The organism is uncultured Psychroserpens sp. (assembly GCF_947492715.1).
Lineage (GTDB): Bacteria > Bacteroidota > Bacteroidia > Flavobacteriales > Flavobacteriaceae > Psychroserpens.
The window spans coordinates 872561-894958 of record NZ_CANLNS010000001.1 but is presented as its reverse complement, the minus strand read 5'-3'; the positions used below and the strand labels follow the sequence as shown (position 1 = coordinate 894958).

General features: G+C 34.0%; 15 protein-coding genes. 10 read left to right on the top strand and 5 right to left on the bottom strand.

All coding sequences use genetic code 11. From position 1 onward, the window contains the following. From Q0787_RS04045 to Q0787_RS04035, 3 genes are read right to left on the bottom strand one after another with little or no spacing between them, the layout of a single operon-like run. Entirely contained in the window at nucleotides 1–480 is a 480-nt protein-coding gene (locus Q0787_RS04045; RefSeq protein ID WP_298900954.1) for a general secretion pathway protein, read from the bottom strand. After that, nucleotides 480–899: a type II secretion system protein gene (locus Q0787_RS04040; protein ID WP_298900953.1), complete on the bottom strand. Its 420-nt coding sequence runs from the start codon at nucleotides 897–899 to the stop codon at nucleotides 480–482. The genes Q0787_RS04045 and Q0787_RS04040 overlap by 1 nt, the downstream gene beginning before the upstream one ends. After that, the gene (locus tag Q0787_RS04035; RefSeq protein WP_298900952.1) at nucleotides 886–1563 is read right to left on the bottom strand and encodes a response regulator; all 678 of its coding nucleotides are present in this window, start codon (nucleotides 1561–1563) and stop codon (nucleotides 886–888) included. Before Q0787_RS04035 ends, Q0787_RS04040 begins: the two co-directional genes overlap by 14 nt. 233 nt (nucleotides 1564–1796) lie before the next feature. Here Q0787_RS04035 and Q0787_RS04030 point away from each other — a divergent pair, with 233 nt between their 5' ends. The 8 genes from Q0787_RS04030 (at nucleotide 1797) to Q0787_RS03995 (ending at nucleotide 15342) form a co-directional block, all read left to right on the top strand. Further along, nucleotides 1797–5249: an RHS repeat domain-containing protein gene (locus Q0787_RS04030; protein ID WP_298900951.1), complete on the top strand. Its 3453-nt coding sequence runs from the start codon at nucleotides 1797–1799 to the stop codon at nucleotides 5247–5249. A gap of 11 nt (nucleotides 5250–5260) precedes the next feature. Next, nucleotides 5261–9616, top strand: a complete 4356-nt coding sequence (locus Q0787_RS04025; RefSeq protein ID WP_298900950.1) for a DUF6443 domain-containing protein — start codon at nucleotides 5261–5263, stop codon at nucleotides 9614–9616. Between the two features lie 5 nt (nucleotides 9617–9621). Next, on the top strand, nucleotides 9622–9870 hold the full coding sequence (locus Q0787_RS04020) for a hypothetical protein (protein ID WP_298900949.1): 249 nt from the start codon (nucleotides 9622–9624) through the stop codon (nucleotides 9868–9870). Nucleotides 9871–10369: 499 nt separating this feature from the next. Continuing rightward, entirely contained in the window at nucleotides 10370–12004 is a 1635-nt protein-coding gene (locus Q0787_RS04015; protein WP_298900948.1) for an RHS repeat-associated core domain-containing protein, read from the top strand. Between the two features lie 3 nt (nucleotides 12005–12007). After that, entirely contained in the window at nucleotides 12008–12427 is a 420-nt protein-coding gene (locus tag Q0787_RS04010; protein WP_298900947.1) for a hypothetical protein, read from the top strand. Nucleotides 12428–12766: 339 nt separating this feature from the next. Continuing rightward, nucleotides 12767–14482 (top strand): RHS repeat-associated core domain-containing protein, encoded by a 1716-nt coding sequence (locus tag Q0787_RS04005; RefSeq protein ID WP_298900946.1) that lies wholly within the window; start codon nucleotides 12767–12769, stop codon nucleotides 14480–14482. A 15-nt stretch (nucleotides 14483–14497) separates the two neighbouring features. Next, on the top strand, nucleotides 14498–14788 hold the full coding sequence (locus Q0787_RS04000) for a hypothetical protein (RefSeq protein ID WP_298900945.1): 291 nt from the start codon (nucleotides 14498–14500) through the stop codon (nucleotides 14786–14788). Between the two features lie 293 nt (nucleotides 14789–15081). Continuing rightward, nucleotides 15082–15342: a hypothetical protein gene (locus Q0787_RS03995; protein WP_298900944.1), complete on the top strand. Its 261-nt coding sequence runs from the start codon at nucleotides 15082–15084 to the stop codon at nucleotides 15340–15342. A gap of 89 nt (nucleotides 15343–15431) precedes the next feature. On the opposite strand, the gene Q0787_RS03990 is transcribed toward Q0787_RS03995, so the two are convergent. Together Q0787_RS03990 and Q0787_RS03985 are read right to left on the bottom strand one after the other, a co-directional pair. Further along, nucleotides 15432–16697 (bottom strand): DDE-type integrase/transposase/recombinase, encoded by a 1266-nt coding sequence (locus tag Q0787_RS03990; protein ID WP_298900943.1) that lies wholly within the window; start codon nucleotides 16695–16697, stop codon nucleotides 15432–15434. Between the two features lie 165 nt (nucleotides 16698–16862). Next, nucleotides 16863–17531 (bottom strand): hypothetical protein, encoded by a 669-nt coding sequence (locus Q0787_RS03985; protein WP_298900942.1) that lies wholly within the window; start codon nucleotides 17529–17531, stop codon nucleotides 16863–16865. Between the two features lie 169 nt (nucleotides 17532–17700). Between Q0787_RS03985 and Q0787_RS03980 the strand changes: the two genes are divergently transcribed. Next, a complete protein-coding gene (locus Q0787_RS03980) occupies nucleotides 17701–18417 on the top strand; it encodes an XRE family transcriptional regulator (RefSeq protein WP_298900941.1) in 717 nt (238 codons plus the stop codon). A 686-nt stretch (nucleotides 18418–19103) separates the two neighbouring features. After that, nucleotides 19104–22397 carry a CDC27 family protein gene (locus Q0787_RS03975; protein WP_298900940.1) on the top strand — a complete coding sequence of 1098 codons (3294 nt, stop codon included), beginning with the start codon at nucleotides 19104–19106 and terminating at the stop codon, nucleotides 22395–22397. Nucleotide 22398: the final 1 nt, after the last annotated feature.

The window sequence follows — 22398 nt, the reverse complement described above, 5'->3', positions numbered from 1 at the left end:
TTACAACGCGTATAAGGAGTTAGTGATTCCTGCCCAAAATGCGATATAAGACAGTCCGAAAAACAGACTTAAATAACCTGCTAGAGGCACAGTTTTAAGTTTAGAGCGCTTTTTCAGAATAAGGTGTGTCACTAAAGAAAAACATAAAGCGAAGACGAAAATGGTTAGGAAAGATACTGTCGAAAATGAGAATATCAAACTTATAAAAAGGAGTGCATCTCCTAGCCCGAAGGCCTCACTAACATTTAATTTTAAGATCAACTTAGCGTACAAAACAACAATGAGCAATAAAAAAATAATGAAGCCACTATTGAGTGCTATAGACACTAAAAATAATTCTGGCAATGTACTTTGATAAAATAGCAATCCAGAGCACAACCCAACTAATGGGAACAAGAACCAATAGACCTGTCGCTCTTTATAATCTTGAAAGAAAATAAGAACGAATAGTATGATTAATATGATTTTTAGAGCCAGCATCAATCTTTTACAATTTGTTTTGGTGTACCATCTTGATTGATCTCCCAAACGTTAAAAATGCCATCACCATCAAAGTCGGTAATCGCTGTAGCGCGAGCCACAAAATTGGTATTATCTGCACTTAATATGTCATACACATAATTTGCAGTGCCATTGTCTTTAACCGTTTTAGGTGCTTCAAAATCTAAGTCGTATAAATCTGTTGTGTATTTAGAATAGAGATACCTATGTGAGGTTTGATTATTGAAAATATATTTTAATTGTATCTGAGCTTCAACACTTTTTGCCTTAGCTACAAGTGGCATTAGATTGGGTAACGCAATAAGCATGAATACTCCAATAATAAGCAATACAATGAGTATCTCTTGAAGGTTGAATGCGCGTACTTTATGTTTGGATGTTGTTTTATATATAGCCATGTTCTTCTGCTTTTATTAGTAAATCTCTATCGTTGCCATGTTCAACATCAAAAAGTTGCTTGATGTTTCGTTTTCGATATTCAATGGCACTTTTAGATAATGGAATAACTTCTGCAATATCTTTTATTTGAGCACCTCTAGATATTTGATAGATAAGTTGACGGTCGAGTTGGTCTAAAACAAAATCATTAGAAATATGGCGTCTCATTAATTGTAATATGGCCTTGCTATAAAATGGACCATCGTATATTACGGCGTTTATAGCATCTATAAGTTTAGTGAAATCAACATCACTTTTTAGAAGAAACCCTTCTGGATTTAATGATTTTAAGATGTTGTTTAACCTATAATTAGTGGTATAAGATGTAAAGACGATTATTTTTATTTCTGGAAATGTTTTACGAAGCTCCTCGCCAATATCTTCTCCAGATAATAGCTGTTTGTCTTTAGAAGAAGGAATACCAATATCTAGCAATACTAAATCGAAAGGGTTTTTTCGAATCGCTCTTTTAATGGCCTCATTTGCCGAGTCACAATTATTCGTAGATTTTATTTTAAAATCTATAAGACCATTGGTTTCACTTATTTGTTTTAACGCCGCTTCTAACGAGCTCGCAATTAGAGGTTCATCTTCAACAATTAAGACGTTGATTTGTTTTGTCATAGTTGTAAATAAAATGGTTTTGGATTAATATTTACAGCTACTAATTTACTTTAGGGAGCAAGAACAAATTAAAGGTTTTTGCTTTAACTTTTAAAGGTTAAACCTTTAACAAGGTTTAGAGTTCATTAATAATTTTATCGGGTAACAATTAGGCACAAATACCGCACCAGAATTCTTTGTTCATTTCAAGTCGTGGGTTTTGTGTTTGCATTAACTATTAAACTCATTTATTAATGAAAAATTTTGTAAGCTCTAGTATGACCATCATTATGGTGATGCTATGTTCAATGTCCTATGGTCAAGAATTACCAGAAATCATTCCGCCCTCACCAACTGTAGCCAATTTAATGCAGTTTGAAGAAGTTCCTGTAAGTTATTATACAGGACAACCTAATATTTCTATCCCAATCTATTCTAAGGCTCTTAATGGCGACTTAGCTGTTAATATAGGCCTGAGTTATAATACTCAAGGTGTTAAGATTAATAATATCTCTGGATGGACAGGAACAGGATGGTCTTTAAACGCTGGTGGTGTGATATCTAGAACGGTTCGCGGCGAGCCTGATGAGATTACGCCAAGCAATTCGTCGACAATTAAGACAGGGATTTATCATTTAGATGACTACTGGAATTATGCATCATTATCAGACCCGTTAAAAGTGAAATTTAATTATTTGGTTATCGGAGATAATGGAAATAAATATGATAATAAACCAGATTTATATCAGTTCAACTTTATGGGTTATTCTGGACGCTTTGTAATTTTAAAAGAAGGTAATACCCTTGTCCCTGAATTTATTAGTAAAACAGGAAAGTTTAAGGTTGAGTTTAATCATAATTCCGATTTTGAGATTTCTGATTTTACGGTTACGGATATGAAAGGTTATATCTATACTTTTGATGTTGTTGAAAGTTCTCAAACAACACCTTTTACAGGATCAATTGCTCAAGGTACAAGTGCAGGGAATGTAAGTGCTTCTCCTAAGAATTATAATTATTCCGCAAATACTGCTTGGCATTTATCAAAAGTAGAGGCTAGTAATGGTGAGGATTTAGTGAGCTTTTCTTATCATAATATTTTAGAAAATTATGTGGCTTCGGCAAGCAGAACCACTAGTAGGATCTCTAATGCTCACTTAATGACAGATTATAACGGATTTGTCGCAAGCTCCTTTAATCAAGGTGTTTTAGAACCATTACAAACGGTTTCTTACCAAAATATGAGTACTTACACAAAAAAAATACAAAACATCACTTTTATTAGAGACAATATTAGAGTGCTATTTGATATTAAACAGGGTTACCCTCATCCAGAAACAGATGGTGCCGTATTAGATAAGATACGAATTGAGGACGCCAATGATATCAATAATATTATTCTAAATAAAACTTACCAATTGAGTTATCAAGAAACAGTAGACAACTCATTGGGGTCACAAAACTTGTTGAAACGTTTATGGTTAACAAAAGTAACGGAAACGGCGAATACAATAGACCATGATTATATCTTAGACTATAACGACAAACAAAATTTACCAGGCTTTAATAAAGATGATATTAGAGGTGATAGTTGGGGTTATTATAGTGGTATAAATGTAGGGTCTTCCGGGTGTTCTGGTAGCGCATATTCAGAAGATATTATAAGAACGGGTCTTTTAAAATCTATAGAATATCCAACGGGAGGTGTTAAAGAGTTTGTTTTTGAACACAATAGTTATTCCTACTATCAGAACCAACTTATAGGAGCAAACGACTATAACGAAAACCCAAGAAATTGGACCACACCAAATAATCCTCCTTCTAGTTTTTCTCATGACAATGGCCAAAACCCAGGAGGAACAGAATTTATTGAAATATTTACTTTAAATCACGAGCAAGATATATTCGTATCGTCTACAGCAACATCCACACCAAATGGATATTTGGATGATCATCGAATAAGAATTCATAGTAATGATGTTAACAATAATGTTAATTACGAACGCTTTGTTGAATTAAACCAATCTTGCGTACAATTAACAGATTTGCCAGCAGGGATTTATAGAGTAACCTTAGTCCCTAGCGGAAGTCTAACCCAAGATACTTATGTTATTGCAGGAACTTTTCAATCTATGTATTCTAATATTATTACCAACCCAAAACAAGAAATGATTGGTGGCGGTGTAAGAATTAAAGAAGTAAAGTTTCTCAACGATCCATTAAATACAACTGCTGAAAAGAGTATTATGTACGATTATAATGATGAAGTCAACAGTAGTTTGTCTTCAGGAGTTGTCGACTCAAAAGCCGATCGTTTAGAGCGACAATATACATTAAATACAAACAGATGGACATATAGTGATGCAGGTGAATCTCCTACGTCATTTATTGTAAGACCTATTAATTATGATGTCGTTGAAAAAACCGTCAATGTTGAACTTACACAAGGCAGTTATATTGGGTATAGACATGTTAAAGTCTATGAAACCGATAATGGTTTTTCAACCTATGCATACACCTCTCCTTATGAATATGCAAGCGATAATCAAGTATTTGATTTTACACAACCAAGACCTAAAGAAAACCTAGATTATAAAAGAGGGCTATTGTTAAGAGAGCGTACCTTTAATAAAGATAGTCTCATTCTTAAAGAAACAAGTTATTTAGATGATAATAATCTGCCAAATTATCAATTTGATGAGGACGTATTGTTTAATGATAAAACGGTGTATAAGCCTAATTGTGAATGGATATTCTTTTATAGTGAGTATGGTTTATGGGTTAATGGTACCATAAGTAATCAGTACAATTTTCCTGGTTTTCAAGGCCCATATCCTAATTGTGGTGCTTTTCCATTGGATAACGCAGATTTTAAATCGGGCTGGGCTAAGCTCAAAGGAAGTACAACCAAAGACTTCTTTTATGACGGAGCGACGACATTAGTTAAAGAAAGTAGACAGGAGTTTTTATACAATTCTGAGAATTATCAAATAAGTGTTCAAGATAGCTACTATGATGAAGGCGGTACAGAACAGCATATCGAAACTAAATATTACTATCCTGTAGGAGCAACCTTAGGGAGTAATTCCTTAGCGATTAGAAATGAACTTGTAAGTTTAAATAAGGTGAACGAGGTTTTAGAAACCGAAACATTTAAAAATACCATTAAACTCAACGAAACACAAAACATCTATCACGAATTTACTACCGACCAAGTTTTACCTCAAACAATAAATGTAGGTAAAGGAAGTGATGCTCCAGAAGCTCGTATAACGTTTCATTCTTATGACAGCTATGGTAATCCTTTAGAGGTTAGTAAGGCAGATGGTATTAGGATTATGTATGTCTGGGGTTATCATGATACGAGACCTATTGCTAAAATAGTAAACCATAGTTATGATAATATTTCGGCTGGTTTGTTGGCCGCAATCAACGATGCGAAAACTGCTTCGAATAATGACACCAATGTGGCGAATGAGAACATACTCAAAACGGAGCTAGACGACCTTAGAAATCATACAGATTTATCTAATGCTCAAATTAGCACTTACACTTACGATCCTTTAACGGGAATCACCTCTGTAAAAGATGCTAGAGGCTATTCTATGACTTATTATTATGATGCCTTCAATAGACTCTTACATGTTAAAGATCAAGACGGCAACATTTTAAGTGAAAACGAGTATAACTACAAAAACCAATACTAATACTTATAACAATGAAAAGATCAATAATCACATTAGCTTTTGCATTTGTGTCATCTATAGTATTGGCACAAACCACAACAGAGAACTACGTAAAATCTACAACTTATAAAGAAGCTGTAAAGACGCAGTCAGAAATAAACGCTTTAACCGATGACGACAAAATAGAAAGCATCACCTACTTTGACGGTTTAGGGAGAGCTAAGCAATCTATTGCCAAACAAGCGGGTGGCAATAAAGAAGATATTATCGTACCAATGGTTTATGATAATTATGGCAGGCAAGTTTTCGACTATTTACCATACTCAAGAGCAGTAAGTTCTTTTAATTTTCAAACCCAAGACCAAACCTTTTTTGACGATTTAGACAATCAATACTTGGCAAAATATCCAGACGATTTGGATGTTAATAGTCCAAATCCATTTTCAGAAAAGCATTTTGAAAAGTCCCCTCTTAACAGAGTGTTAGAGCAGGGCGCGCCTGGTGATTCTTGGGCTGTAGATTCAATTTCAGATTTAGATCATACTATTAAGTTTGACTATCAAACCAATACTGTAAACATAGATAAATACAGTGTTATTTTTCCAGATTTAAATACTGAGGCGCCACAACTTTATTACGATGGCCAATATCTAGTAGGAGAACTTTATAAGACCATTACTAAAGATGAGAACTGGCAACCAGGACAGACCTACCCAAAAGCACATACCACAGAAGAGTTTACTAACTCTCAAGGTCAAGTCATCTTAAAACGCACTTATGATTCTAATGGTTTAGAACACAATACGAACTATGTGTATGATGATTTTGGAAACCTTACTTATGTGCTGTCTCCAAAAGGGAGCGATCTCATATTAAAAAGCTTTTCACCAGAATCCTTTGTGGATGATGATACCTACAAGTCGTTTTTACCATTAGACAAAAAAGGAAATGTTGTGGGAAGCGGAACAGGACAAGTTGATATTATTGTGGATGAAACCGCCAATACGATAACCATAGATTTTGATATGACCTTTAGTCCAAGTACCGATCTTAGACAAGGTGCGATATTTCATTTGAAATCCACCATTCCAGATATGGTAGTTGGTACCATTCTTAATGGTGATTATACCGTCTCTATTCAAGACGGACATTTGTTTATTGCAGGTAGCGGAACTACAAGTTTAGTAAAAGAAGCTATAGTGGCTAGCTTACCAACCAACATCATTAAAACGAAAGTGCTTGATGGTTTGTGTTACCAGTACCATTATGATTATCGTAATAGACTCGTAGAAAAGAAGATTCCACAAAAGGGCTGGGAATATATTGTTTATGATAAACTAGACAGACCAATGGCGACCCAAGATGCTATGCAACGCGCAAAAAGCCCAATGGAATGGTCGTTTACAAAGTATGACACTTTTGATCGTGTGGCGTATACAGGACTATTTACAACAACAGCACTGGCTGGAAGTAGAGGTAATGTGCAGGCCACTGTAAATGCCAGTGCCTCATCGGTAGACGATTCGAGTACGTCTACGATTGATGGTGTTACGGTGTACTACTCTAATAATGTGTATCCAACGACTAACCTAACATTACACAGTGTTAATTATTACGATGGGTATAATGCAAGTTTAACCACTGCGGTTGCTAATCCGGGAACAGTATTTGGAACGCAAGTGACTAGTGATACCAAGTCACTTCCAACAGGAAGTCTGGTTCGTGTGTTAGGCACCAATAATTGGATCACTTCGGTAAGCTATTATGATGACAAAGCGCAGCCTATTTATGCAGGTAGTGAGAATACTTATCTTAGTACAGATGATATAATTAAATCAGAGTTGGACTTTACAGGCATTGTTACCAAGACCGAAAGTTCACATACTAAGGATACTAATGCTGCTATTGTAGTAACCGATAGGTTTACTTACGATCATGCCAATAGACTGCTTACTCAAAAACAACAAATTACAGGACATCCCGAAGAACTGATTGTATCAAATACCTATGATGAGCTTGGGCAATTAACGAGTAAAGGTGTAGGAAACCAGGAGAGCGCAACACTACAAACTATAGATTATACGTATAACATTAGAGGCTGGCTTAAGCAAATAAACAATCCAGACGCTATAGGTAATGATTTGTTTAGTTTTAAAATTAATTATGATAGCCAAGAACTTGGTTTAAATAATGACAAACTCTATAATGGAAACATAAGTGAAACGATTTGGAAAACAGCCAACGATCCAACAGCCACTGTAAGAGGTTATGGGTACAACTATGATGCACTTAATAGAATCACAGCGGGAAATATGGCTATAGACACAGGTAGTGGTTATGCTCAGGCTAATGGTTACCATGTTAACGGATTGCAATATGACAAAAACGGAAATATTGCGAGCTTACAACGTACAGGCGCAACAGCTGTTTTTGATAACCTTATTTACACCTATGATTACAATCAACTCACAACGGTTCAAGATTTGGTGACCAACCAACAAACCGAAGGCTTTATAGATGGACATCTTAATGGAACAGACTATGGTTATGATGATAATGGGAATATGATAGAGGACAAAAACAAGGATATTACTAGTATTGCATACAACCATTTAAATTTACCAACAGAGGTGAAATTTAGCAACTCGAGTACCAAGAAAATTGATTATATTTACGACGCAACAGGTCTAAAATTAAAGAAAGTGGTCAACGATAATGGCAACATGACAACAACCGAATATGCGGGGAACTACATCTATGAGAATAGTGTATTAAAGTTCTTTTCTCATCCAGAGGGTTATGTAGAACCTAATGGTGTGAGTTATGAGTATGTGTACCAATACAAAGACCATTTAGGGAATATTAGATTGAGCTACTCTGATCCTAACGACAGCTACCAAGATATTTTAGACAGTGATTTAACTAACAGTTATAGTGGTTGGGTACATAATGGTGCGGTAACCTCTGAGCTTATAAACGGAACACTAAAAGTAGATGTAAATTCGGCTTATGAAGGGATTAGAAATGAACTTCCAAATTTAACGGTCTCACCAGGTGATGTATTAGATATTACACTGGTATTTGATAAGGGAAATACGTTATCTAATGTAAGATTGTATTTCCAAGAGTTAGATGCTAATGGGAACCATTTGAGCTGGAATACCATGGATAGCAACTTACAAACAGGAACACATAATTACACCTATACGGTTAATGCAGCCAATAGATTAACCTTAAGAATAGACAAGGACAATACCAATACCAGTAGTCTAACCTCTTTTTATGTAGACCATGTGAGTGTGACCAAAGGCGCATTAGAAATACTAGAAGAAAACAACTACTATCCCTTTGGCTTAAAACATAAAGGTTACAACAATATCGTATCCGCTAATAGTAATAGTACGGCTAAGAAGTTTACTTATAACGGTGTAGAACACGAAGAAGCACTTGGTGTCAATATGTCTGAAATGTTCTTTAGATTTCACGACGCGGCCATTGCCAGATGGAATGGTACAGATGTTGTAACTCATTTTTCTGTATCGCCATATTCTGTCATGGATAACAATCCAGTTTTTTGGGCTGACCCAAGTGGTGCTGATAGTTGGAAGTATGATTGGGAAAGTAATGATGGAACTTATGTAAATAATGATACTGGTAAGAGGAGTAAAGATTGGGAACGAGCCATTTTTGAAACAGAAACTGAACTGGCGGGTATGGTTATGTTGCCTGAAGTTACTATACAACACAAGAAAGGAGGCGATGCATTAAGCAAGGCTTTTAACAATATGCATAATAGAACTGGGGCCTTTGAGATAGGAATGCATATACGAAACTCTAACTATTATTCATTTGAGAATCAAAATGTAAATGAGTTAGGGCGACTGATAACTGGTTCTAAAGTACAAGGGGCTTCTAATGGTTTCTTCGGTAAATTATTTCACAGCGGAAGTATAGAGTATGGCGGCAATGTTTATAGTGTTAATTATGATGGACGAGTTACAGGTCAGGCACCTTCGGGAAGTTCTGGAAATTTAGCTATAATTGGCGGACCCTCTAGTGTTGCTACAAGAAACATTCATTTTATGCAAAATAGCATAAAGAATACTACTGGTAACTATACTGTACTTGGAAATGCAAAGGCGTTAAGTAATGGTAGCTTAGATGCAAACGTTCTTACAATGAATGTATGGAAAGACGCTAACGGTAAAATTTGGACATTAGATCATAGAAGACTTGCTGCATTCAAATTATCGGGGTTAAAAGAAGCCCCTGTTAATTGGGTTACAAGCTCTCAGGCTCAAAGTCAAATGTGGAAAATGACAACAAGAACGAGTGGAGTATCTATTAAATTGAAACTAGGAAATGGGAAAAGCTTAATAATTAAATAGAAATTATGCAACAGGAAATAAATAAAATAAAAGACAAAAAAGATTTTTTAAACTTTATTGGTCAATTTATTCAAGACTTTTATAATAACGGAGACTCTTGGGAGAACAATAAATTAAATACCTTTTTAGAAGGTATGGAAAGTTGGGTAGAAGATATGGAAGGGTATTATGAAAACATGAATTTACCTATTCCAGAAAATATTGATTGGAGAATTTTTGCAGACATATTGTATGCTGCGAAGATGTATGAATAATAGCAATTTCAGTTAGCTCTCGTCAGGTAGTGTAGTAAAAAAGGACATGGACTAAAACATGATTTTAAATACTTGAAAACCAATAGTTAAAGTGGGTAGTGTAGTAAACTAGGTCATAGACGAAAGTGTAATTATAAATTACTGCTTTTCTTCATAATAGTTCACCTCGCTGGCGCAAGCGTCCACGCTTGTGCTAAATAAAGAAAGACAAAGCTGTGATAATAGTCATGGCTTTTGTTTTAGAGTTTTTATAGATTATTTTCTGTACTTTTACTTGGTAACATTAAACGACAACTGTTGCTTCGCGTTAAGGGTTGTAGCGGCATCCTTTTTACGTCAGTTCGAGTGATGCGACGAGAGGAGCATTGTATCGAGAACTTGTAAAAAGATACAGCGTAAGACCTGACCCACTGTAGCTTAAGCGAAAGAGGGGAACGCCCCAAAAAAACACGACGCAACAGGTCTAAAATTAAAGAAAGTGGTCAACGATAATGGCAACATGACAACAACCGAATATGCGGGGAACTACATCTATGAGAATAGTGTATTAAAGTTCTTTTCTCAACCAGAGGGTTATGTAGAACCAAATGGTGTGAGTTATGAGTATGTGTACCAGTATAGGGCAGAGCGTTTAAAAAATGTCCAGTGGACATTTTTAGCGAATGAGCCAGCTGGCGCGAGGCGAGGGAATGTTAGATTAAGCTACTCTGATCCTAACGACAGCTACCAAGATATTTTAGACAGTGATTTAACCAACAGTTATAGTGGTTGGGTACATAATGGTGCGGTCACCTCAGAGCTTATAAACGGAACACTAAGGGTAGATGTCAACTCGGCTTATGAAGGGATTAGAAATGAACTTCCAAATTTAACAGTTTCACCAGGGGATGTGCTAGATATTACACTGGTGTTTGATAAGGGTAATACACTATCTAATGTAAGATTGTATTTCCAAGAGTTAGATGCTAATGGTAATCATTTAAGTTGGAATACCATGGATGCCAACTTACAAACAGGAACACATAATTACACCTATACGGTTAATGCAGCCAACAGATTAACCTTAAGAATAGATAAGGACAATACCAATACCGGTAGTTTAACCTCTTTTTATGTAGACCATGTGAGTGTCACAACAGGCGCATTAGAAATACTAGAAGAAAACAACTACTATCCTTTTGGCTTGAAACAAAAAGGCTATAATGTCGTCGTATCTTCAAATAGCAACTCTATGGCAAGTAAATATAAATATAATGGAAAAGAGCTTAATAAAGAACTTGGACTGGATTGGTACGATTTTGGTTTTAGAAATTATGATGCCGTTTTAGGGCGCTGGATGAATATTGATCCATTAGCAGAAAATTACTATAGTTATTCAGCTTATAGTTCAATGATGAATAATCCCGTTAGCTTTATTGATCCAGATGGGAGGTTTACCATAGATATAACAGGGAATAAATCTAAAGAAGCTTTGGCGGAATTACAAGCATCGGTAAGTACAGAACTTAATTTATCTATGAAAGATGGAAGACTGTCATATACTTTGGTTGATTCTGAAGCTACTTTGTCTGATGATGCGCAGAAGCTGGTTAATGCAATAGATGACCCTTATGTGCATGTAAATGTTTCGGCTACAGATAATGACTATATTTCAACAGGAGCAGGGGTTTTAATAGGTACATTTATGGGTAATATAATAACGGGCGGATTTACACCTCCTTCAGTTGATTCAAGTTTAGAAGGTAATGGAATAATCAATCAAGTTGAAACATTCCAAGAGATTAATGTTTCGGCGTTAAGTGGAATGGATAAAATTAATCATGACCCAGGGCAAACCACCTTACACGAAATTACAGAGTCTTATTTAGGAGGTAAACTAGTACAAGCTAATGGAAAAGCAACTGGTTTCGGACAAGTAAGTGGAGGTGAAGATTATGCGTCGGCTATATATTATTTAGCACATGAAGCTGCAGCAAAGCAATCTGGAGATGTAACACTAGGTTATTTCGATAAGAATGGAGTACGACTAAATATTAAAAATGCAATTGAGTTCTCTAGGCTACATGAAACAAGAGCCTTTACTGGACCAAACTTGGATCAAATTTTTCATACAGTTAAATTGACAAAGTATTAAAAAATGAAGTATTTAATAATCACAATTGTAATAGTGTTTACCTTTGGTAGTGATACAAGAAATGTAAAAAAAGATCAAATTCAAAACTCAAAAAAAAACTATAAAGTTTTTAAAATTGACTCAATAGGTTCTTTTTACCTTGTTTATTTGAGAAAAGGAAATCTAAACTATAAAGTCATTTCTGAAAAGCTGAAAAAAAAAGAGTCTAGTGATTTAATTGAGGTTGGAGAAGAGTATAATCTAAGTTTGTATTCTATTTTTAATCAGAAATTGAAAATAAATAATAAAGAAGTAAGAGTAGTGCCTTTAATAGCAAATTGTGTTCAATTTGAGAAAGATATTAATATTTGTAAAGAAAAAGATCTAGGTATTAATGATTTACATTACACGCCGGATTTAAGAGGATTATATATTATTAGATGACCCTCGCTGGCGCAAGTGTCCACGCTTGTGCTAAAAGCTAAATAATACAAAAGCCATAATGTAAGTTGTGGCTTTTGTTTTTAATAGCATGTAGATTATTTTCTGTACTTTTAACTTTATAATATTGAGCGACAGGTGTGGCTTTGCGTTAAGGGTTGCAGCGGCATCCTTTTTACGTCAGTTCGAGTGATGCGACAATAGGAGCATTGTATCGAGAACTTGTAAAAAGATACAGCGGAAGACCTGACCCACTGTAGCTTAAGCGAAAGAGGGTAACGCCCAAAAAAGCATGACGCAACAGGTCTAAAATTAAAGAAAGTGGTCAACGATAATGGCAACATGACAACAACCGAATATGCGGGGAACTACATCTATGAGAATAGTGTATTAAAGTTCTTCTCACACCCAGAGGGTTATGTAGAACCTAATGGTGTGAGTTATGAGTATGTGTATCAGTATAGGGCAGAGCGTTTAAAAAATGTCCAGTGGACATTTTTAGCGAATGAGCCAGCTGGCGCGAGGCGAGGCAATATAAGACTAAGCTACTCTGATCCTAACGACAGCTACCAAGATATCTTAGATAGTGATTTAACCAACAGTTATAATGGTTGGGTACATAATGGTGCGGTAACCTCTGAGCTTACTAATGGGACACTAAAAGTAGATGTAAATTCAGCTTATGAAGGGATTAGAAATGAACTTCCAAATTTAACAGTCTCACCAGGGGATGTCCTAGATATTACACTGGTATTTGATAAGGGAAATACGCTATCTAATGTAAGATTGTATTTCCAAGAGTTAGATGCTAATGGTAATCATTTGAGTTGGAATACCATGGATGCCAACTTACAAACGGGAACACATAGTTATACTTATACGGTTAATGCAGCCAATAGATTAACCTTAAGAATAGATAAAGACAATACCAATACCAGCAGTTTAACCTCTTTTTATGTAGACCATGTGAGTGTGACTACAGGAGCTTTAGAAATACTAGAAGAAAACAACTACTATCCCTTTGGACTCAAACATAAAGGGTATAATGACGTGGTGAGTGCGAACTCAAATTCTGTAGCGAGTAAGTTTAAGTATAATGGTATGGAACTTGAAGAGTCTCTAGGTGTGGATTGGTATGAGATGGATTTACGTCAATATGATCCTGCTATTGCTAGATGGACAGCTATTGACCCTGTGACGCACTTCTCAAAGTCTACTTATAGTGCTTTTGATAACAATCCTATTTATTATGCTGATCCTAGTGGTGCTGATAGCAACGATTATAATGCGGAAATTCATAGACAAAGATTTGTAGAAGGTAATGGTGCATTTGACACATATGATGGTGGAATGGCCGTTGCTAATAATAATAAAAACAAAAATAACACGAATGAAAGTGTTGGTCAATGTGATGATTGCTCAAAATGTCCTGAAACCTGTAATGAAAAGAAATCAAAGCAATCTGGTGCTCCTGTATTAGCACCACCACCACCGCCACCATTCCGAGTTATTCCTGGCGGAGGAGGTGCAGTGGGCACTGGTATTAAATCAATGCTATTTAGAGCTCTTACAATGGCTACTGCATTAGGTAGTATGGCTTTATTGGAGGGCGATTCAGCGGCTGAACCATCACCGTATGATCCATCCGATGAGGATCATGCTAATATTTATGTATATAGAGCGATGAAAACAGATTCTGATGGTTTGCCTTCTTTAGGTGAATCTGGTTCAAAACTAGGAGTTAGAACACAGTTCCACCCTACAGCTCAAGTGGTTGATATTAGAGTTGACTCAAATGGAAGGGTTAATTTTAGACCATCTGAGGGAAATGGTCATGTTCCTGGTATGTCGGCTAATTTGAATCCTACTAGTGTTATGGGTAGAGGATTGACTGTTTTTAAAATTAAAATACAACACATACCTTTGGGGCTTATAGCTGTCAATGATCATGGCGCACATGTTTCTATAGCACCAGCGTCTAATATGCTATATAGTAGTTATAAGGCTTTATTAGAAATTACAAGACCATTATGGACACAACATGTCACAAAAAAATAAATATTAATTAAAAATATGAAAGTCACAAGACAAGAACTGGAATTTAGAGTTAAAAGAACACTAAATAATTTCTATAATTATATTTACTCACCAGGAGAAAAAGCAAGAAAACAGACCGAGTTTTATTTTCTAATCAACGATTTAAGAAGTTATAAATCTAATGGGGGTGATGTATTTGATTTTAAAGATTCATTCTTATTGAAACTTTTGGATGACAAAGGTTTAAAAGAGGAGCAAAAAGATTTTTTATTTGATATTATAGATGTCATTAATGATAATTGCTCTGGTCATTTAAGTTTAAGTTGATAATGTCGGTAGTGTTGTAAAAAAGGTCATGGATTAATTCGTGATTATAAATAATTGAAAACCAATAGTTAAAGTAAGATTTAATTATTGGTTTTCTATGTTCATTGATATATTAGCAAAAGACAAAACCTCTTAGAGTTCTTAAAACCTAGGTTTCTTAAATCGCAGATCCTACTTTAGGAAGATTCTTTGGCTCAGATCCAATTACCGAAGATTACTTTTATCAGTCTAACTATCAATTTGCATCTAACAATCCTATATGGAAAGTTGAAGTGGAGGGGTTAGAAGGAAAAATGACAACCCCAGGAGGAACTGATTTAACTGATTCAAAATCAGAAAGTGAACTTCAAAGTATAGCTACCGTAAGAAAGGTAAATAGTTATATAAATAGTATAAAAATTATTGGTTTTGCTTTTTATTCAGCTAAATTTGGAAATACAGAACCTGCTAAACAGCTCATAAATAATGCAGGGGCATCTGTTGTGCCGTGCAATCTACATAGCTATTTTAAAATAAAGCGTCCCATAAATGGGATTGTATTGAGAATAAGATAGTTATAATGTTGTGTTTTGAAATAAGAACATCAATTAAAAAGCAATTTCAATTTTTTGATGTTGCTTTTACTTTTAAAAGGTTCTTCAATCTATAAACATACATTACAGATGTTTTTCTTGTTAAGTTGTCTTCTTAAAGTTTTATGTTCATTGAAATTTTGAGTGTATTTGGAAATATCGATAGTAATTCCATTAAACGTTTCTTGTGGCGAGTTACCACCTAGACTCATTTGTGGTCGTATATGATTATAAATTTCGACAGATTTATTTAAGATTTTATTGAGCTGATTTGAATTAGCAATATCCTTAGGAAATAGAAATTGATGTTTAATGACTTTGTTAAGCGCTTCAACCATAGAATTGGAAAAGATTACATCTTTTTGGGCGATAAAATGTTCAATAGGAATTTCGGGATTATTTATAAAATTAGACACAGTTGTATTAACATTTTCACTTCCACCATCAGTTAAGAATTGTAGTTTATAAGGTTTATGTATTTGGTAGGCCTTATCAAGCAGTTCTTTAATAGCATTGGAAGACGGACTAGAACAAATTTTGTAACCAATAATATATTTAGAGAAATGATCTATTAAGAAATGAATGTAATGTTTTGAGGTATCTGCAGTTTTAAAAATAGTAACATCAGCACACCAGAGTTCATTTGGTTTAGATGTTTTAATAGGGTTATAACCATCAGATTTTCGTTTTCTTGGTCTATTTTTAAATCCAAGTAAACGACAGTATTTATAAAACGTCGTCATTGCACATTTTAAATTTTCATCACGTAAGGCCTTTAAATAGATAGAAGATTTTGACCAGTGTTTATAAACCTCATTTTCCATATATACTTTAATAGTTTCAACTTCTTTTGGTAATAGTTGATTAGAAAGTCGTTTAACACACCATTTGAAATAAGAAGCGTTACATTTATGAATCACGATAGATTTATAGTTTTCAAAAGTACTTCTTGAGATGTTAAATAGTTTTAGGGCGTTATTTATTGGGATGATATCTTTTAGAGCGTTGATAGTATTTACAATGAGTTCTTTCTGATTTTTAAGTAAGGATGTTACACCTTTAATATTAGATACCACATGATGAAAGGTATCAGCTAACTTAAAGTAGCTTTCATTTATTTTCTTAATTTTTGAAGATTGATTCATTCGTTTAATGAATTCAATCTCTTTTTTTATGATTTGATTAATTTCAGAAAATGCGTATTTATCATCTGGTTCATTTTTCCAGCGAGATAAATTAGAACTTGGAATGCTAGATATTTGATCAGTAGATAACAGGTCGTTTAACAATCCGTGTTTTACGAGATGTTTGATTGAAGTATCCCACGATGTTCTCATATTGCCGTAATAAAATTAGGCAAACAAAATAGAGGCTTCTCAGATAAAGCGGTAAAGGTTTAAACTTGATATTTTAAAGTATTATGCTTTACTGTTTGAATTTATATATGTTTAAAGTATAGCCATTTGCTTTAACTACAATTTATTTACAAATTAATTCAAATACTAGATAAATCCTTTTATTCGAGCTTGTTCTAATAGGAAACGGTCATTTTTTTGTTCTACATCAAAGAGTCGTTTTAGATTGCGTTTTCTACTTTCTATTCCGCTATTAGATAGGTGAACAAGCTCTGAAAGGTCTTTAGTTCTCACTCCTTTTGAGAGGTGGTGTAAAATAAGCCTGTCTCTTTGGTCAAGTGGAATATCACTTGTTATACGAGAACGTAACATTCTTAAAACAGATTTACTATAAAAAGGAACGCTATTGATAACGCTTTCAATGGCTTTTAGTAAATCATTGAAGGATACGTCTTTTTTTAATAAAACCGCATCAGGATCAAGTGTTTTAATCGTGTGTGCAATCATATAGTTGTCTTGATGAGATGTAAGCATTAAGAATTGTACATGATCATTTGATGCCTTAAACAGTTTCATCATGTCTTTTATGTACTGTAATTTTTCATGATCTTTTGATTCAATGTCTATACTTATAAACACAAGATCAAACTGTTTTTTTGATATAATTTCATCGCAAGCTAACTTATAAGAGTTTAAACATTTTGGTTTAAAGCTAATTCCTTGGTTAAGTTCAGCTACGCGTCTAAGAGCTTCTTCAATAGAAAACGAAATAAGAGGTTCCTGCTCAATAATAAGGGCGTTTTTTTGTTTGGTCATGGTTGGCGGCTTACTTAAATTTATAATTAAAAAGATGAAATGTATTTAGAATAATTTCAAAATGTTGCATATATTTGCTCTTTAGTTGTAACAAATGTAAATAATATTGCAGAATAATGCAACATTGTATTGCAAAATAATGCAATAATTAATAATAAAGCTAGATAAGATGTTGAAAATAAAAGAAATAAGGGAGGTTAAAAACTTGACTCAAGATCAGGTTGTTGCATTATCTGGTATTAAAAAGCGTAGTTATGTGGATTATGAAAGCGGAAAGAGCGACATCCCGTTCACTAAACTGCAAAAAATAGCAAGAGCCTTACATGTCTCTATATCTCAAATAACAGGGGAAGAAGAATTGCCAAAAATGGTCGTTAAAAAAAATTTTGAAACGAGAGATCATAACGCATCTTTTGGTAAACCCAGGAATGTGTTTAGTTTACGTTCTGACAAGAATATACAAAACCAAGATATTCCTTTATATAACATTGAAGCTACAGCAGGCTTGGTCGAATTATTCCAAAACCATCAAGATACTACACCAATAGATACTTTGCATATACCTAATTTACCTAAATGTGATGGGGCTGTTTTTGTTACCGGAGATAGTATGTATCCATTATTGAAAAGTGGAGATATAGTCGCTTATAAACAAATAGAAGATCTAAGGAATGATATTTTCTTTGGTGAAATGTATTTAGTCTCCGTTGATGTGGCTCAAGAAGAGTTCATAAGTGTAAAATACGTACAGCGATCTGAGAAAGGAGATGATTATATAAAATTAGTATCTCAAAACGCTCATCATCAACCCAAGGATGTGCATTTGTCTAAAGTAAGAGCGCTGGCACTTGTAAAAGCTTCAGTGCGTATTAATTCTATGAGTTAAAAAAACTCATAAGATTAATTATGAGTTTTAAATAGATATTCAATTATTTTAACCAAATCTTCTCAGCTTTTTCAAACCCCACCCACTTATGATTTTCATCATGACCACGACAGGCCAGTTCATATCGAATAAACATCTCAAGCAGAATCTTATGAGATAAAATAAACCTTAGTATTTCTCCATTAGTTCTTGTGAACATCCCTTCAATACTTTCCCAATGTGAGAGTGGGTTGATATCCATACCAATATGATCCTCGCTGGCGCAAGCGTCCACGCTTGTGCTAAAAGCTAAATAATATATAAGCCATGATTTAAATTGTGGCTTTTATTATTAATACAGTATAGATTATTTTCTGTACTTTTACTTTGTAAGATTGAGCGACAATTGTTGCTTCGCGTTAAGGGTTGCAGCGGCATCCTTTTTACGTCAGTTCGAGTGATGCGACGAGAGGAGCATTGTATCGAGAACTTGTAAAAAGATACAGCGGAAGACCTGACCCACTGTAGCTTAAGTGAAAGAGGGGAACGCCCCAAAAAAACATGACGCAACAGGTCTAAAATTAAAGAAAGTGGTCAACGATAATGGCAACATGACAACAACCTATCCTTATAATTAAGGTTAATAGTTACATCAAAAATGCTCAGGTAATAGTAACACACATGAATTATTTTTTTACTTTTATAATATGAATAAGTTTTTAGCCCTTGCCACTGCTCTTCTACTGAGCAGTTTTTCGTTTTCTCAAGATAAATTAGAATATATAGATAATGATGAAATAATTAGTTTCGTCTCAAAAAGTGTCGAAGCGGGTAATAATATTAAGGCATTAGAATATCTTAATAAAATAAATAAAAATGATTCGTCTTACTGTTCTGTTTTAACCTCAAAATCGTATTATCAACTAGAGTTAGAAAGATATGATGAGGCAATTTCAACAATAAACGAAGGTTTAGAGAATGACTGTGATACAGAAAGAGTTTCATTTTATATCAACTTGGCTGTAGCTTATAGAGCGAAAGAGGATTATTTGAAAGCCATTGATGTCCTTGATAGCGCTTTGGTAGATTATCCTAATCATTATAAATTATGGTACAACAAAGCGTTGTCATTAGAAAAACTTGGTAAACTAAACGAGGCTATATCTGCACTCCAAAAGACAATTATATTAAACCCTTATTATGTCTACCCACACTTAAGATTAGGTAATATCTGTTTTAAGCAGGAGAAAATGGCGCAGGCAATTATGTGCTATAATATGTATTTATTACTACAAACAGATGGAGCAGATGCTCCACGAATTATAAAGTCTCTAGATAATATAGTGTCTGCAACTAATAGTAATAAGGCAAATCCGGATATAAGGATATCACCAGATGATGATGTCTTTGAAGAATTAGATTTAATTTTAGATCAAAAGCTAGCCTTAAGAGATGGTTATAAAACTGAAAATGAGATTGATATGGCTTTAGTTAGACAAAACCATGTGCTGCTAAGCCAGTTAAAAGAATTAGAAGGTAATGGAGGTTTTTGGAGTGAAAAATATATTCCTTTTTTTAATTGGATAACAGAGAACAACTTTTTTAATGATTTTGCGTATACATTGCTTTATTCTTCAGATAATGAAGAACACAAAAAGATAATAGATAAAAAATCAGACGACATTTCAGCTTTCTATAGCGCTTACAGAGAAAAATGGAAAGAAATAATAGCATCAAACATAGAAAATGTTGATGGTACCGATAAAGTCATAATGTATTATTTTAATAACACTTATGTTTCTGCTATAGGCGAAGTTAAAGATGAAAACCCTGTTGGTAATTGGACTTACTATGATGAACGTGGGCAATTAAAAGCTACAGGTACTTTAGACCTAAATGGTGAAAGAACTGGAGAATGGGTTTGGTATTACACCGATGGAACAATAAAAGAAAAAGCCGTTTATGACAACGGAAAACTTAATGGGTCTAATACGCAGTGGCATGAAAATGGAAAGATTTACATTGAAGCAAACTACGTTTCAGACTCTTTAGAGAATGAATATAAATCCTATAACAATAAGGGCGCTTTATATCAAAAGAAGTATTATAAAAAGGGAAAGTTAGATGGTGTATACAATTCTTATTTTCCTGTTGGAGAGGATATACTAGAATTCGATATTCCGTATAAAAATGCTTTAGTTGAAGGTCAAGTATTAGAATATTACTCTAACGGTAACATTTATAGTGAAACTAACTTTTCTGGAGGAGTGAAAAACGGCGTTCAGAAAAAATATGATGTCAATAAAAAATTGTCTAGTGAAGCTTATTTTTTGAATGGTAATTATCACGGCAATTATAAGACATATCATTCTAATGGAACAATTTATGAAGAAGGAAACTATGTTGAAGGCGCCTTAGAGGGTACTATTAAAATGTATTTTAGAAACGGAACTTTAGCAGGTGAGTTTGAATATAGTAATGGGAAATTAGATGGCGATTATAAGAATTATGATTATGATGGAAAACCACTTTATGAATATAGTTATCGTAATGGAAAAATCATTTCCTACAAGTTCTTCGATAAAAAGGGTAATATTATAAAAGAAGATAGAAAAAAAGGAGGAGAGCTTTTCTATTATGGTTTTTCTTCAAACGGAAATATAACTTCTGAAGGCCTGTATGATATTTCAGGAGGGAAAAAAGGATTGTGGAAATTTTATACAAATAATGGAGTTAAATACGAAGAGGGTAATTATATTGATGATAAAGCTGAGGGAGAACACGTTACTTTTTTTCAAGATGGAAAAAAACAATCTATTAGTACTTATAAAGACAATCTGCTTAACGGTTATTATGCAAACTACTATAAAAATGGCCAGTTAAAATCACAAGGGTATTATAAAGATAATATGGCTCATGGTGAATGGAGACATTATTATATAAATGGAACACTGAGAGCGCTAGAATTTTATCACAAGGGTAATTACCATGGAGATCAAATTGCTTATGAAGCTAACGGAAAGTTAAGTAGGAAATATGCCTATAAATTCGGAGAGATGTTTGAGGACGCACGTTACGATTTAAATGGTGAACTCTTTGAGATAGTAACATTTGAACCTAAAACGAATACTTACAAAATAAGCTATAATCATTTTAACGGTAATCCAGATGTAGAAATAGAGTATGTTAATGGAATAAAGCATGGAAAATACTTGAGGTATGATTATGAAGGAAACAAAAGATTAACAGGGAACTACCTCAATGGATTTGAGCATGGAGCGTGGGTTGGGTATTTTAAAAACGGACAAATAAAATCAAAGTACAACTATGTGTTAGGTGAATTAGATGGTGAGGCTATAGATTACTATGAAAATGGACAAATAGAAGACCTATCGCATTATGATATTGGAAAACCTGTAGGGAAAAGATTGTCCTATTACGAAAATGGTCAATTAAAGACGGTTACCGAGTATAACTATGGAGAAAGACACGGGAGAAAAGAATTTTACGACCCGCAAGGGAAGTTACAGCTAATTCGTTTTTATGATCATGACGTTCTTATCGGTTATTCTTATTTAGATAAAAATGCCGAAGAAATACCAATGATAAAATTAGAAAATGAAACCGGAGTAATAACAGCATATTTTGACAATGGAAAATTATCAAGAGTGATGGAGTACATGAACGGTGATTTAATAAATTCCTATAAATCGTATTATTATTCAGGGCAATTAGAAAATGAAATGACCTATAAGAGTGGAGAGTATGACGGAGAAAACATTAAGTATTTTTCTAACGGCAAAGTGAAGACACAGATTAGTTATCTATATGGTAATAGAAATGGTGTCTCAAAAGAATTTCGTGAAGATGGAACTATAAAAAAAGAAGAAAATTATCTTAATGATAAAATCATAGATTCCAAGGAGTATAATGAAAAAGGAATTTTGATAAAAACTAAAAGTTATTTTGATGAAGAGACTTATAGCGTTAAAAATCATTAAA

Excerpts from the sequence above, each read along its gene's own strand:
- Q0787_RS04045 (WP_298900954.1), bottom strand. The coding sequence starts at position 480 with ATGCTGGCTCTAAAAATCATATTAATCATACTATTCGTTCTTATTTTC.
- Q0787_RS04040 (WP_298900953.1), bottom strand. The coding sequence starts at position 899 with ATGGCTATATATAAAACAACATCCAAACATAAAGTACGCGCATTCAAC.
- Q0787_RS04035 (WP_298900952.1), bottom strand. The coding sequence starts at position 1,563 with ATGACAAAACAAATCAACGTCTTAATTGTTGAAGATGAACCTCTAATT.
- Q0787_RS04030 (WP_298900951.1), top strand. The coding sequence starts at position 1,797 with ATGAAAAATTTTGTAAGCTCTAGTATGACCATCATTATGGTGATGCTA.
- Q0787_RS04025 (WP_298900950.1), top strand. The coding sequence starts at position 5,261 with ATGAAAAGATCAATAATCACATTAGCTTTTGCATTTGTGTCATCTATA.
- Q0787_RS04020 (WP_298900949.1), top strand. The coding sequence starts at position 9,622 with ATGCAACAGGAAATAAATAAAATAAAAGACAAAAAAGATTTTTTAAAC.
- Q0787_RS04015 (WP_298900948.1), top strand. The coding sequence starts at position 10,370 with ATGACAACAACCGAATATGCGGGGAACTACATCTATGAGAATAGTGTA.
- Q0787_RS04010 (WP_298900947.1), top strand. The coding sequence starts at position 12,008 with ATGAAGTATTTAATAATCACAATTGTAATAGTGTTTACCTTTGGTAGT.
- Q0787_RS04005 (WP_298900946.1), top strand. The coding sequence starts at position 12,767 with ATGACAACAACCGAATATGCGGGGAACTACATCTATGAGAATAGTGTA.
- Q0787_RS04000 (WP_298900945.1), top strand. The coding sequence starts at position 14,498 with ATGAAAGTCACAAGACAAGAACTGGAATTTAGAGTTAAAAGAACACTA.
- Q0787_RS03995 (WP_298900944.1), top strand. The coding sequence starts at position 15,082 with ATGACAACCCCAGGAGGAACTGATTTAACTGATTCAAAATCAGAAAGT.
- Q0787_RS03990 (WP_298900943.1), bottom strand. The coding sequence starts at position 16,697 with ATGAGAACATCGTGGGATACTTCAATCAAACATCTCGTAAAACACGGA.
- Q0787_RS03985 (WP_298900942.1), bottom strand. The coding sequence starts at position 17,531 with ATGACCAAACAAAAAAACGCCCTTATTATTGAGCAGGAACCTCTTATT.
- Q0787_RS03980 (WP_298900941.1), top strand. The coding sequence starts at position 17,701 with ATGTTGAAAATAAAAGAAATAAGGGAGGTTAAAAACTTGACTCAAGAT.
- Q0787_RS03975 (WP_298900940.1), top strand. The coding sequence starts at position 19,104 with ATGAATAAGTTTTTAGCCCTTGCCACTGCTCTTCTACTGAGCAGTTTT.